Annotated in this window: 15 protein-coding genes; 3 read left to right on the forward strand and 12 right to left on the reverse strand. The window is 67.7% G+C overall.

Annotation, left to right across the window (positions count from 1 at the left end):
- From QZV94_RS17070 to QZV94_RS17100, 7 genes are all read right to left on the reverse strand, one after another.
- Positions 1 to 588: hypothetical protein (locus tag QZV94_RS17070; protein ID WP_293679333.1), on the reverse strand; the 588-nt coding region annotated here is incomplete at its 3' end.
- 701 nt (positions 589 to 1289) lie between these two features.
- The gene (locus QZV94_RS17075) at positions 1290 to 1550 is read right to left on the reverse strand and encodes a PC4/YdbC family ssDNA-binding protein (RefSeq protein ID WP_293679334.1); all 261 of its coding nucleotides are present in this window, start codon (positions 1548 to 1550) and stop codon (positions 1290 to 1292) included.
- A complete protein-coding gene (locus QZV94_RS17080; RefSeq protein ID WP_293679335.1) occupies positions 1540 to 1923 on the reverse strand; it encodes a hypothetical protein in 384 nt (127 codons plus the stop codon). The genes QZV94_RS17075 and QZV94_RS17080 overlap by 11 nt, the downstream gene beginning before the upstream one ends.
- The gene (locus QZV94_RS17085; protein ID WP_293679337.1) at positions 1920 to 2174 is read right to left on the reverse strand and encodes a hypothetical protein; all 255 of its coding nucleotides are present in this window, start codon (positions 2172 to 2174) and stop codon (positions 1920 to 1922) included. The genes QZV94_RS17080 and QZV94_RS17085 overlap by 4 nt, the downstream gene beginning before the upstream one ends.
- A 3-nt stretch (positions 2175 to 2177) precedes the next feature.
- On the reverse strand, positions 2178 to 2393 hold the full coding sequence (locus tag QZV94_RS17090) for a hypothetical protein (RefSeq protein ID WP_293679339.1): 216 nt from the start codon (positions 2391 to 2393) through the stop codon (positions 2178 to 2180).
- A 126-nt stretch (positions 2394 to 2519) separates the two neighbouring features.
- Positions 2520 to 3539, reverse strand: a complete 1020-nt coding sequence (locus QZV94_RS17095) for a hypothetical protein (RefSeq protein WP_293679341.1) — start codon at positions 3537 to 3539, stop codon at positions 2520 to 2522.
- Positions 3539 to 4894, reverse strand: coding sequence for a site-specific integrase (locus QZV94_RS17100; protein WP_293679343.1), 1356 nt, complete (start codon positions 4892 to 4894; stop codon positions 3539 to 3541). Before QZV94_RS17100 ends, QZV94_RS17095 begins: the two co-directional genes overlap by 1 nt.
- 437 nt (positions 4895 to 5331) lie before the next feature.
- On the opposite strand from QZV94_RS17100, the gene QZV94_RS17105 reads away from it, so the two are divergent.
- Positions 5332 to 5991, forward strand: a complete 660-nt coding sequence (locus tag QZV94_RS17105; RefSeq protein ID WP_293679345.1) for a hypothetical protein — start codon at positions 5332 to 5334, stop codon at positions 5989 to 5991.
- Entirely contained in the window at positions 5988 to 6668 is a 681-nt protein-coding gene (locus QZV94_RS17110; protein WP_293679347.1) for a DUF4331 family protein, read from the forward strand. Before QZV94_RS17105 ends, QZV94_RS17110 begins: the two co-directional genes overlap by 4 nt.
- Positions 6669 to 6725: 57 nt before the next feature.
- On the opposite strand, the gene QZV94_RS17115 is transcribed toward QZV94_RS17110, so the two are convergent.
- The 5 genes from QZV94_RS17115 to QZV94_RS17135 form a co-directional block, all read right to left on the reverse strand.
- Complete coding sequence (locus QZV94_RS17115; protein ID WP_293679349.1) at positions 6726 to 7241, reverse strand: CarD family transcriptional regulator; 516 nt, start codon at positions 7239 to 7241, stop codon at positions 6726 to 6728.
- 291 nt (positions 7242 to 7532) lie between these two features.
- The gene (gene fdxA, locus QZV94_RS17120) at positions 7533 to 7874 is read right to left on the reverse strand and encodes a ferredoxin FdxA (RefSeq protein WP_293679351.1); all 342 of its coding nucleotides are present in this window, start codon (positions 7872 to 7874) and stop codon (positions 7533 to 7535) included.
- Between the two features lie 118 nt (positions 7875 to 7992).
- Positions 7993 to 8427: a DUF805 domain-containing protein gene (locus QZV94_RS17125; RefSeq protein WP_293679353.1), complete on the reverse strand. Its 435-nt coding sequence runs from the start codon at positions 8425 to 8427 to the stop codon at positions 7993 to 7995.
- A 14-nt stretch (positions 8428 to 8441) separates the two neighbouring features.
- Positions 8442 to 8726 carry an RNA-binding S4 domain-containing protein gene (locus QZV94_RS17130; RefSeq protein ID WP_293679355.1) on the reverse strand — a complete coding sequence of 95 codons (285 nt, stop codon included), beginning with the start codon at positions 8724 to 8726 and terminating at the stop codon, positions 8442 to 8444.
- A complete protein-coding gene (locus tag QZV94_RS17135; RefSeq protein WP_293679357.1) occupies positions 8723 to 11266 on the reverse strand; it encodes a helicase-related protein in 2544 nt (847 codons plus the stop codon). The genes QZV94_RS17130 and QZV94_RS17135 overlap by 4 nt, the downstream gene beginning before the upstream one ends.
- A 217-nt stretch (positions 11267 to 11483) precedes the next feature.
- On the opposite strand from QZV94_RS17135, the gene QZV94_RS17140 reads away from it, so the two are divergent.
- Positions 11484 to 12968 (forward strand): DUF885 family protein (locus QZV94_RS17140; protein ID WP_293679359.1); only part of this gene is annotated, 1485 nt, incomplete at its 3' end.

Genomic DNA, 12968 nt, shown 5'->3' on the forward strand with positions numbered 1-12968 from the left:
GTTGTTTCGTCCGCCTCGTGCATCGACATAGACCACCTCGACTGTTTGCTTTCCGCCGTTCCGAAGCTTCGCCAGCGCTTCGGTCTGGACCGCCATCGTGCGGCTAAGCTTGGTCGCGAGGTTGCCATAGGCGACGGCGCTGTCTCGGTACTCGCCGGCGTTCAGGCGCGCGCGGCGAAGGAAGTCCAAGCTCGCCAGGTGCGCAGCGATGATCTGCTCCCCCATGGCCGCCTCAAGCTCATTGGCCGGTGCGACGGCGCCCATCATCGCAAGCGCAGCGTTGGCCTGGGTTTCCGTCGGCACCGCGTTCGCGTCAGCAATTACATTCAACAGACGCAGGAGCGCCTGGTCGCAAAACGCGTATGACGACGTGCCCAACGTGTCGGTCAGATGAGCGCCCCAACCCTTGCTATCAGTGTGCGGATTGCTGATCGCCATGACCTTGTCGGCACCCGATTTGAGACCGATTGTTACCCGCGTTGGCCGCCGCCCCCGCGATTGGACTGCAGACAGGATGGCGGCCGCTTCGCTACTGGTAGGCTCCCGCAGTTCGTCGGTCGGAACGGCCTTCGCCTTTGCCCGGCTCATGTGCACGGTCTCCTGTTGAGTTGAATTGGGGCTGAGGTGGATGCCGTGCGCGGACCCGCTCGCTCGCTACGGCGCCATTGAGGGCGCGCTACGCGAGCGGGTCCGTCCCGAGCGCTGAGCCCGACCCGGCCCATGGCTAGATTGTATATGTGTCCGAGACCGAGGGACTTACGCACTGGCCAATCCCCCTTCGATAGTCCGAAGGCGAGGGACTGAAACGGCATAGGTTGGGGGTCGCTGTCCCTCCGTTTCGGACTTACCTGTCCCTCCGTTTCGGACTTACCTGCCCCTCGTTTCGGACGTTGTTTTGAATCTGCCGGCTTCCAACGGGCGAAGGCCTTGGAGGGCAGTTGCTGGGTCCGATCGCACTTGTGGGTCGTCAGCCGCCACTCCGTGACCCTGCGCGAGTTCATGTTGAACCTGCCAAGCTGTGCGGCTTCCAGAAAGCCAACGTCGACCAGGGTGGCGAAGCACTTGCAGGCCGTGTCCTTGTTGATATTCGCCCGGTCTGCAGCGTCCCTCGCGCCGAGGCCGAGGTAGCCGTTATTCCTGCCGTTGTAGAGCCGCGCGACCTCTATGTAGACCGCCCGGCATTGCGGGCTGAGGGAGCGCCAGGCGGCAGTGTTCATCATCCATTGGTGGAGTTGGACGAAGTGGCCGCTCCCTCCCGTTGAGCGGCCGGTAGCGTTGTGCCTGGGCATCTAAGCGCCCTCCGCCGGGAGCCACCCCAGCGCCACCGCCTCGGCCTCAGCAACGGCCAACGCCGCCCGTAGGCTCGGGAGCATGGCGACATTGACGGAGATACCCTTGCTGGTGGGGGTGAGGGTCGCGGCGTGGGCGGCGAGCGGGACCACGACGCGCACGTCTAGGAGGTTGTGGCCCCGGAACTCGTCCAGGGCCACGCGCACCGACTCGCGGGCGTTCTTGGCCAGCGTGGCGACGATCAGGGGCTTACCCGTCATCGCCCGGCCCCTTCTCATCGGCCAGGGCCTTGAGCGCTGCCCACCGCGACCGTTCGTCTGGCGTCGTCACGCGCCAGCGGATCACCCGCACCCGGCCGCTCTCACCGAGGCCGCGTTTGTCGGCCCCGGCGTCCACGATGCGGCCCAGGTTGCGAAGCTGGCAGACGCGAGCGCGAACTGACGTGAGCAAGAGGCGCTCGCCGGGCGCCGCAATGGCGGCAGCGATCTCCTCGGGGGAGACCGGGCCATGGTCGCGGATATAGTCCTCCGCACGGTCCATCATGCGGCCGGCGGTCGGGGCGACGAACTCGGCCGCGAGCCGCGAGGTTTCGGCAGAGCCGGCGCGCCACCCTGGCGTTTGGGGGTATGTCACTGAGCCCCCCCCATGTGCTGCCGAGCGACGCGCCCATAGTGTTCGGCCAGAGCCAGTTCGGTTCTTGCGATTGCACCGCCGCAGCGGCGACCGATCAGATGATGACGCCGGCTGGCGACCTCGGCCGCCCGTGCGGTTTCTTGCGCCGACCGACGCGAAGGAGTAGCTTCCGGGTGTTCACAGCCGCCAAAACTTTGAACATCGGGAAGCCCGTTGAGCCCACGCTCGGCGGGCTTTTCATCATAGGTCATGGCTCAGGCTGCCTCCCGCGTGCGGGGGAGGGCGGCCAGCCAGGCTTGCACCTCATGTTCGAAAAAGCCGATCCGGCCTTCGCTGACCTTAACTGGCGTTACAGCCCGCCCTTCGCGGACCATGCGTTGCAGGGTCCGGACAGATACTCCGGCCCGATCCGCCGTTTCCTTGGGGGGGATGACGCGGAGGGCCGATTGCGCCGTCTCGATCGCTTGCATTTGCCGTTCCTTCAGTCTGTCGGCGAGTCACATGACGCGCCGTGGCAGGGCTGAAGGTCGGTCGCTTTCAAGCATCCCGTTAGTCGCGGAACGTCGTGCTGGTAGTAACCAAGCGCCGCTGTGTGACTACGTGCCCGGGTGGTCGCCTTCGGTCGGTTTGAACGAGGGTGAGGTTGGGGGACAAAAGGGCATTGTCGAGCGGATGATGGACTGCACGGTGGTAAGGCGGTCGTCCTTTGCTTTCTTGAACTCCACCGCGACCCTATACGCGGTCGCAGTTGGATATCTCGCCCAATAGTCTTCAGCGAACTCCACCCGCGCTGGGTAGCGCCCGGCGCGCCCTGCATCTCGAGATTGCTTCGCGCGCTCGATCGATCGTTGCGCAAGTGGGCGCATTTCGTGCGCCGCCTCTGCCCACCCCTGCCGATAACCATACAAGGCAGCCAGATTCACCAAGCGGCCGAGGTTCACTGCCGGCATCGCGTCCGCTAGCCCCACCAGGTGATTCTTGGTCGCCTCGCGTCGGCTGTCCCAGAGGAGTAGCTCCATCTCCCGTTTGAGATCGCTGACCTCTTCCGCCAAGCTGCGCAGTTCTGCGGATTGCTCCGGGGGCGCGCGAACCAAGCTATCTATGCGATCGGCCAAGCGGGCTAGCGTATCGCCGTCGTAGGACGCCGCTTGACTGCCCCGAGGCCAAATATACAGGGGCTGAAGATCCTCCTGCGCACCCCCTTCTCTGGTAACCAAGAGGTGCACGATGGCAGCGTGGCGGTCTGGTGCGAGGGCGAAGGCTTCGTCGTCAGCGAGGTCAACGACGGTGGCGCTGGTTACCGTCACCCGATCCCCCACGAACAGGATATCCAAGCCGTGCTTGCGGGCGGTGCGGAGGGCGATCCCGTCAAGGTCGGTTGTTAGGCTCGCTTGGAACAGGTTTTTGCTCGCCGGATTCGCAGCGACATAAAATCCCCGATGCCCCGGGGGGCGCTCTGTAATGAGTCGTGGACAGGCCCACTTGCCCGCCGGAATGGCGCCGTGGCGAAGGTCAAAGTGAACGCCGGCCACAGACCCGACGAAATCCCGACTCAGGCGTTCTTCTTCACTCCTCCGCGCACTGTCACGGAAGATGTTTCGGCCGAACATGGCCATTAGCGCGTCGCCTTGAGCTGGGTCAGGTTGAAGGGCCTCGTCTTCTCGCCGACGATCTCCAGCAAGAGCCCCTCCCATGCCTCCAGGCTCCGGCGCTTGTCGGCCGCATAGGTGTTGGCGTCATAGTGCGCGGAACTCACGGCCGAACCACCTCCAGCGTCGGACACGTGGCCGAGCACCTTGCTCCGGATGAACGGGCTGATCCCCAGGCGTTCGGAGGTCAGGGCCGTTGACCCGGTGCGCCTTAGATCGTGCGGGGTCGCGTCATCGATCCCCAGCGCCAGCGTCAACTCGGCCATGGCGTGACTGAGGCTGTCGGGCCGGAACGGCTGGCCGGGCTTGTGGCGCGACGGGAACACGTGGGCAGGCGCTTCCTTGCGGCCCTCCTTAGCCAGCGCCAGGGCCTCGCGGATCAGTTCAACGGCGCGCGGGGGCAGCGGGACAAGGTGAGGCTTCCCGTTCTTGGCCCGCTCGCCGGGTATAAGCCAGGTTGCTTCCTCTAGGTTTAATTCACCCAGCGCCATGCCGGCGATCTCGCCCCGCCGCTGCAAGAGCAAGGTAGCGAGCTGCAGGGCGATCCGCATCGGGCGGCCGACTGTGACTCCGTCCGCCTCGGTCTCGCCATTCGTGAGCGGTAGGCTAAGCTCTGATGGGTCTTTCAGCGCGGCCCACCACTCGCGCAACTCAGCATCGGTCAGGACGCGCGCGCGGGCCTTCTGATCGGCAGGCGGGGGAAAGCCCATCGCCGGGTTCAGGCTCAGATATTCTTCGCTGATCCCGTAGGCGCAGACCTGCCGGATGATCGCGTGCGTCTTGTTCGCACGCGCGCCGATCCCGGCCTTCGTCATGTCCGACAGCAGCGTGCGGACACGGCGCCGGGTGACGTCCCCCAGGTCCAGCGAACCGAGGCGCGGGCGGATATGACGCTTGAGCACCGCCGTTTCCGTCGCGAGCGTGCTGGCGCGCTTGGTCTTGTTCTTAGGCCGCCACTGGCCCGCTCTGCAGGCCTCTAGGTAGGCGTCCGCCAGATCGCCAAAGGTGCGCACGTCGCGGTTCCGGGCGGCTTCCTTGGCCTTGCGCTGATCGCTCGCCGGATCGGCGCCATCAGCCAACGCCGCCAGCACCTTGAACGCCTTGTCGCGGGCGTCGCCCAGGTCCAGCGCCGGGAACAGGCCGAGCGACATTCGCCGTTGGCGGCCGTCCTTGTTCCGGTAGCGGAAGCTCCAGACCTTCCGGCCTCCCGGCGACACTCGCAACTCCAATCCCGGAACCTGGGCGTCGCGGTGTGAGGCCTGCCGGCCTCTTATGGGCCGGGCGGCCTCAGCCGCCTTCGTGGTCAATCGTGGGTTCGCCATGTCTCAGCCGCCAAGCTGTCCGCGCCTCCCGGAGTCTGTGACCTATTTGGAACGAAGGTCCCCAATAGGTCACAAATCGCTGACGCTCTTTGTTATCGCATGGCGGCGCTTGTCGCCCAATAGCCCTGATCTAGCTAGGGGAACGGCTGCGACCATAAACGACAGGAAATGACAGGCCGCGACGGGTTCACGGCTTTAGGAAAGCTCTGCTCTATCCTGCTGAGCTACCGGGCCACGCGCCGCGGGTGGTAGCGCATGGCAGCAGCTTTGCAAACCGCGGGTGGGGCGTGCGCACAACCAGCAGGTGAATCGTAATGCCTCATAGGTGAATCCCACTCGATCAGCGCGCGTCTATGGCGATAGGGTTAAGCTGCGTCGGGTCGGGCTCCACATTCTGGCTCGATGCATCCTGTTGACCCTTCCCCCCGGGGGCTCCCGTGAGCGTATCACACCGCGCCTTCGCCTTAGTTGGCCTGCTCTCCGCAGCCGCCTTGGCCCTATCGACATCCGAACGGCCGGCCGTGGCTGCCGACCACTTCGACTCGCCCTCGCGGACTGATCCGCTGGTCAATCCCGCACCGGACACGCCAGCGGATATCGCCGATGTCTATGTTTGGCATACCGCGTCGGACCTGGTGATCGCCCTGACCTTCGCGGGGCCGCAGCCGGCCGGACGACCGCCCACCTACGACCGCGACATCCTCTATACGATCAACCTGTCCAACGCAGGGTCGCCCACCGACCCTGAGGTGCAGCTGCGCTTCCGGTTCGGCCGCGATAGCTCGGGCAACGTCGGCGTCGAGGTGAGCGGCCTGCCTGACGGCGGCCCGCCGCTGGTCGGTCCAGTCGAGCAGACCTTGACCCGCAACGGCATCCTGGTGCGCGCAGGCCTCTACGACGACCCGTTCTTCTTCGACCTGCAGGGCTTCCGCGAGACGCGGTCGAGCGGCAACCTATCGTTCGTGTCCAGCCGCAGCTTCTTCACCGGACAGAATGACACCGCCGTGGTGTTCCAGATCCCGCGCAGCCGCATCGAGACCGGGCAGCAGCTGAACATCTGGGCCACAACCGCTCGCTTCGGGGGGAGGCTGCCATGACCCGCGCGTTCAAGGTCGGAGCCATCCTCGCCCTGCCGATCGCCCTGGCCGCCTGCGGCGGCGGGGGCGGCGGTCCGCCGGCGCCGACGCCTCCGCCACCGACCGTCGCGCCTCCCGGCGCGCCCCTCAACGTGCAGCTCTGCCTCGACCAGCCGATCGCGCCGGGCCAGCCCAGCGTGGCCAATATCGTCGTGCCCGACACGATCAAGGTCGATCTCCGCCAGCCCTCCGGGTTCCCCAACGGCCGGCGGCTGACCGATTCGGTCATCGACACCGAGCTCGCCTGGATTCTCCTCGACCTGACGAAGCACCCAGCGGACACCCTGACCAAGCTGCCGCTTGGCCCGCAGGCCAACGATGTGCCGTTCCTCGCCGATTTCCCATATCTCGCGCCGCCGAACGGGACCCCGGCGCCGCCTGCGGCGGGCTCGAACTTCAACTTCCGCACCGATGCGCCTTCGGCCTACGTCCAGGTCGATCGCATGGGGCTTCCCGCCATCGCCACGGCGCTGATCGGCAGCTCGCAGAAGAACCCCTACAACGACGACAGCCCCGCCGTGGACGGGACGCGCAAATACGTCAACGAGATCAGCGCGACGCTGACCGGCCTGCACACGGCCCTGCAGGACGACTTGCGGGGCGCGAACCTGACCAGTTGCGCGCGGCCCGTGGGCTGACGAAAAACGCCCGGCCGCGAGGCCGGGCGTTCTGTCGTTCGAGCGTGGACCGGTGGCTCAGGCTGCCGCGGCCTGGGTTTTCACCAGCGACTTGTTGAGCATGGCGATCGCCGCGTCGCGGTCGATGCGCTCGATGGCGGCGACTTCACGGGCCATGCGGTCCAGCGCGCTCTCGTAGAGCTGGCGCTCGGAGTAGGATTGCTCGGGCTGGTTCTCGGCGCGGTGCAGGTCACGCACCACCTCGGCGATGGAGACGAGGTCGCCAGAGTTGATCTTGGCCTCGTACTCCTGGGCCCGGCGCGACCACATGGTGCGCTTCACCCGCGCGCGGCCCTTGAGCGTGGTGAGCGCCTTGGAGACCACCCCGGTCTCGGCCAGGGCGCGGAGGCCCGAGGCGCGCGCCTTGGCGGTGGGCACGCGCAGGGTCATCTTCTCGTGGTCGAAGGTGATGACGTAGACCTCAAGCTTCAGACCGGCGACTTCCTGGGTCTCGATCCCCTGGACCTGGCCAACTCCGTGGGCCGGGTACACGACGTGATCGCCTACCGAGAACTCGTGACCGCTCTTGCTCATCGCAGGATACCTTTCAAATCGTCCGCGGACCCCGCGGAGCTCACCTCAAAACGCCTCCGCGAAGCGACAAAACCGTTCCCGTCCCGCGAATGAGACCCGCGGCGGCGATGTCGCTGTGAAGCGGAGACAGACCTCTTAGAACACCCTTCGCCCGTTCCGGCCCTGGGCCGGCGGCTCTTCTTGTTGAGACCGACGAGGGCGACGCCTCAGTGTCGTGTCATCTGTGACATTAACACAAAAACAAGCTGAATGAAAGGGTTGGGCGGCCCGGCAGCGGCCCCCGGGAAAGTCCTAGGACCCGCGGCCCGGCTTCTCGGAGAAGTACTTCTCGAATTTGCCGTCCTCGCGCTCGAAAGCTTCGGCGTCGGCGGGCGGTTCACCCTTCACAGTGATGTTCGGCCATACCTTCGAGTATTCGGAGTTCACGCGCAGCCACTTGCCGTCCGGGTCGTCCTCGGTGTCCGGCTTGATGGCGTCCACCGGGCACTCGGGCTCGCAGACCCCGCAGTCGATGCACTCCTCGGGGCTGATCGCCAGGAAGTTCTCGCCTTCGTAGAAGCAGTCGACCGGGCACACCTCCACACAGTCCATGTACTTGCATTTGATGCAGGCGTCGGTGACGATGTAGGTCATCGGAAGAGGTCAGGCCCGTCGACTGTAGGGAGCGCGGGTTTTTCATGGCGCGGCGGCCGCTTGTCAATGCTGGCGAACGATCCAGGAGCCCCAGTTATTCTGCAGGCGAGGATAGACGTCACCGGAAGGTATCGGTGAGGTCCTTGCGCGGCCTGCCGGGGGGCGGTCCGAATGCGTTGTCGTGCGGCTGGCCGGGCAGCACGCCCAGGGCGATGAACACGCCGGTGTAGATGACCAGGCCCATGAGCGCGCCGGCCCCGCCCGGAAACAGCGACACCAGGCCGAACGCTATCAGGTTCGAGACGACGTTGATGGCCGGCGCCCACCACCCCGTCCGCCCAAGATCGTGCAGCCGCCGGATCCAGATCAGCAGGACGGCCACGCCCGCGAGCAGGCCCAGGGCCACCTTGCCGTAGGCTCCGAGCGCCAGGATCAGCACGAACAGTGGACCGACCCACAGCCAGTACTCCCGGCGGCCGGCGCGCTGGCTGAACCAGCCCCCGCCCGAATTGTCCCCTCGCCCGTCGGCGACATCCCTCAGGCGGTCGTTCATGGGTTCACCTTGGCTCAGGCCGTGTCCAGCGTCGAGTATAGGGTGCGCGCTTCGGCTGGGGGGCCGCGACGCTCGCCCAGCGCCTCCACCGTCACCGCCACCAGCTTGCCACCGACGGCGAACACCAACTGGTCGCCAACCTTCACCGGTCGTGCGGGCTTGTCGATGCGGTGTTCCTGGCCCGTGCGGGTGAGGCGTACGCGGCCCTTCTCCAGGAAATCGGCGGCCGCGGAGCGGGTCTTGAACAAGCGCGCGCGCCAGAGCCAGACGTCGGCGCGACACGCATCCGCCTCGCTCACTTGGTGACGGCCTTGCGCCGACGGCGGGGACGGCGCGCCGGCGGGGTCTCACCGCGCAGGGCGGCCAGGGCGGCGAAGGGGGAGTGTGGGGCGATCGGCCGGTGCTCGATGGCGAACTCCTTTTCGAAGCGGCGGCGCCAGGCGGTGGCGGTGTCGCCGGGGCGGGTAATGGCGGCGAAGCCCAGCCCCTTCAGGATCGTGCGGGCCTCATCGTCACTCCAGCCGAGCGCGGCGCGCATCTCGTCGGAGAAGACCACCCCGCCGCCCTGCTTCACCCCCGCGCGCAGCAGGTCGTCCAACCGCTCAAGCTGTTCCACCGGAACGGCAAGGCCGCGGACGGCGCGAAGCCCGAACGCGGCCAGTACGCGGGGTGACAGCGCCAGGGCGGCGGGGAGGTGGCTGGGCCGGTCGGTGGGAGGCCGCCAACCGGGCGCCTCGCGCCCGGCCAGCGCTTCGGTCAGGGCCCGCGCCTCAGGCCGCAGCAGGTGCGGCAGGTATACCGAGAAGGCCCCCAGCCTGACGCCGAGGCCGCGCAGAACCCGGCGCTCCACCTGGCTGAGCGCGCGGACTTCGTTGCGCACCAGGGCGCGGTCCAGCACGCCGCCGGCCTCCGCCAGCCGGAAAGCCAGCCCACGGGCCAGGCCCTTGACCTTGCCCTCCGCCACGGCCCCCTCGAGCTTGCGTAGCCCGGAGAGCCTGCGCCCGGCCTCGCCGGCGACGAAGGCCTCCAGCCGCTGCTGCGCCCGCTGGCGCGCACTCTCCGGGCCGATCTCGCCCAGCAGCCGCACGCGCGGCCGGAACGGCTCGCCGCCGGCCAGCACGCCTGCGACCTCGCCACGCCACAGCACCGTCCCGTCCGGCGCCAGCGAGAACGCCGCATCCGGCTCGGCCGCCAGTTGGCCCAGCCGGCGCGCGATCTCGGGCCCCACCGCAAGCTGGGCCGCCGCACGCAAGGCCTTCTCCTCCAGCAGGTTGGCGCCCCGGGCCGGCTCGAAGCTGACCCCGGCCAGCCGCCCCACGAAGTGGCCCTCGACCGTCACCGTCCCGTCCGCCGCCACGCCGGCCAGCATCTCCTCGCGCACCCGCAGGCCCCGCATCAGCGCGCTGGTCCGCCGATCGACGAAGCGGGCCATCAGCTTCTCGTGCAGGGTGTCGGAGAGGCGATCCTCGAGTGCTCGGGTCTTCGCCTGCCATTCTCCGGGGTCGGCCAGCCAGTCGGGGCGATTGGCCACGTAGGCCAGGGTCCGCACGCTGGCCAGCCGGGTCGCCAGGGTGTCGATCTCGCCGTCGGTGCGGTCCAGGTGTTCGTACTGGCGGTCGATCCAGTCCTCGCCGATGCGGCGACGGCGTTCGGTCAGAGCCAGGAAGAAGGCCTTGGCCAGGCCCACATGCTCGTCGGCCGCGACCTTGCGGAAGTCGGGTGTCTGGCAGACGTCCCACAGGCGGATCAGGTTGGTCTTGTCCTTGGTCCGCAGGATCACCGTCTCGTCCTGCGCCAGCGCCTTCAGGGTGGTCTCGTCCAGGGCTTCGCCCGACAGCTTCAGCCCTTCTCGGTCGGGCAGCTTGGCGAGGGAGCGCAGGAGAGCCGGCAGGGCGGTGAAGTCCATCTTCGAGTTGCGCCACTCCGCCGCGGTCACCGCCTCGAAGTGGTGGTTCTCGACGGCCTCCACGAGGTCGGGATCCATGTCGTCGGCCTCGCCGGTGACCCCGAACGAGCCGTTCCGGAGATACCGTCCGGCGCGTCCAGCGATCTGGCCGATCTCCTGCGGCAACAGGAACCTGGTGCGCTTGCCGTCGAACTTGCGCAGGCCTGCGAACGCCACGTGGTCGACGTCCATGTTCAAGCCCATGCCGATGGCGTCGGTGGCGACCAGGAAGTCCACCTCGCCGGATTGGTAGAGGGCGACCTGGGCGTTGCGGGTGCGGGGGCTGAGCGAACCCATCACCACGGCGGCGCCGCCGCGTTGGCGGCGGATGAGCTCCGCGATGGCGTAGACCTGGTCGGCGGAGAACGCGACGACCGCCGAACGGCGCGGCAGGCGGGTCAGCTTCTTCGGGCCCGCGTACCTGAGGTCGCTGAGCCGGTCGCGGGTTTGGATCTCAGCGTGGGGCAGGAGGCGGCGCACCAGGGGCGCCATCGTCCCCGCGCCCAGGAGCATCGTTTCCGCCCTGCCCCGCGCATGGAGGAGGCGGTGGGTGAAGACGTGGCCGCGCTCAGGATCCGCGCAGAGCTGGATCTCGTCGACGGCCAGGAACTCCACCTCCACCGAGAGAGGCATCGCCTCGACGGTGCAGACGAAATAGGCCGGCCTGGGCGGGACGATCTTCTCCTCACCGGTGATCAAAGCGACCGCCCGGGCGCCTTTCAGTTTCACCACCCGGTCGTAGATCTCGCGCGCAAGCAGCCTGAGCGGCAGGCCGATCATGCCGGAAGCGTGGCCCAGCATCCGTTCCACAGCCAGGTGGGTCTTGCCGGTGTTGGTCGGACCCAGCACCGCCACCAGCCGCGCAGGGGCGGCGCCCGAAGGGCGATCGTTCATGGCCGCAACGTGGGTTGCCGGCGAGAGTCGGGCAAGCGGCGCCGGAGTCGCATGGTGGTGTTAACGATCGAAATCCAACTGCTGATGCAGAAGGCATCCTATGAGGCGCCGCGACCTTAGTCGGCCTGGCCCTTGACGCCGTCGCGGCAATCACGATTGCGTGGCTGGGGAGCCGGTCTAGGGTTGCATCCCGCTCTTCCTCCGGGAGTCCAAGCCGATGAAGGCCAGTCGACCGCACCCCAGCCGAAGAGGGGTGGTCCTGACGGGGATCGCCATGGGCTTGTACGCCGGCGGCCCGACGAAGGCTGGGGCGCAGGCCAAGCCCGCCACCGACCCCCGCCTGGCCGCCCTGCTGGACGACTTTGTGGCCGAGATCCTCGCGGCTTCGCCGCTGACCGCCACGGGCCTCGGCATGGATGGCGGCGCCCGCGCTCCGCTCAAGGGCCGCCTCGATGACGTCTCGGCCGCCGGTCGCGCCGGGGAGGTCGCAGCCTATGCCGGTCGCGCCACCCGGCTGCGGGCGATCCCGCGCGCCAGCCTCTCCAGCCGAGACCTGACCACCTACGACATCGTGCTCTATTCCCAGGAGGTGGGCGCGGAGGGCGGCCGCTTCGCCTACGGCAAGGACTTCGCGGTCCCTTATGTGGTGAGCCAGCAGGACGGGACGGTGGCCAACACCGGTGAGTTCCTGAACGCCCAGCACATGATCGAAACCCGCGCCGATTGCGATGCCTATCTGGCGCGCCTCGAGCAGTACGCCACGGCGCTCGACCAGGAGAACGCCCGCATGGCCGACGCCGCCGCTCGAGGCGTCGTCCCGCCGGATTTCCTGCTGACCACGGCTCTGGGCACGATCACGGAGTTGCGCGGGACCAAGGCCGGGGAGACCGGCCTCGTCACATCGCTCAGCGGCCGCGCCAAAGCCAAGGGCCTGGGCGACTACGCCGCCCGGGCCGTCGCGATCGTCACCGACAAGATCCATCCGGCGCTCGACCGCCAGATCGCCGCTGTCCAGGCCCTGCAGGCCAAGGCCACGCACGACGCCGGGGTCTGGAAGTTCCCGGACGGAGCCGACTACTTCCGCTGGAGCCTGAAGTACAACACCACCACCGACCTGACCGCCGCGGAGATCCACAAGACCGGGCTCGACCAGGGCGCCGAGATCGACGCCCAGATGGACAAGATCCTGCGGGCGCAGGGCTTCACCCAGGGCTCGGTCGGCGAGCGGATGGGGGCGCTCACCCGCGACCCCAGATTCCTGTTCCCCGACACCGAGGCCGGGCGGCGCGAGGTCATCGCCTATATCGAAGGCTCCATCGCAGCCATTCGCCCGCACATGGGCAAGCTGTCACGACTGGGCCTCAAGGCGCCGGTTCAGGTCCGCCCGGTGCCCAAGGAAATCGAGGCCGGCGCCGGCCTGGGCTACATGAACTACGCCGCGCTCGATGGATCGCGTCCGGCGATCTACTACGTGAACCTGAGCGATATCGCGAACTGGCCGAAGTACACCCTGGCCAGCCTCTCCATGCACGAGGCGCTGCCCGGCCATGCCTGGCAGGGCGCTTACCTGGCCGAGCGCCCGGGCGAGGTGCACACCATCTCCTCCCTGATGGTTTTCAGCGCCTTCATCGAGGGCTGGGGGGTCTACTCCGAGCAACTGGCGGACGAGATCGGGCTCTACAGGGACGACCCGATGAGCCGC

The organism is uncultured Phenylobacterium sp., from assembly GCF_902826855.1.
In the GTDB taxonomy this organism is placed as follows: domain Bacteria; phylum Pseudomonadota; class Alphaproteobacteria; order Caulobacterales; family Caulobacteraceae; genus Phenylobacterium.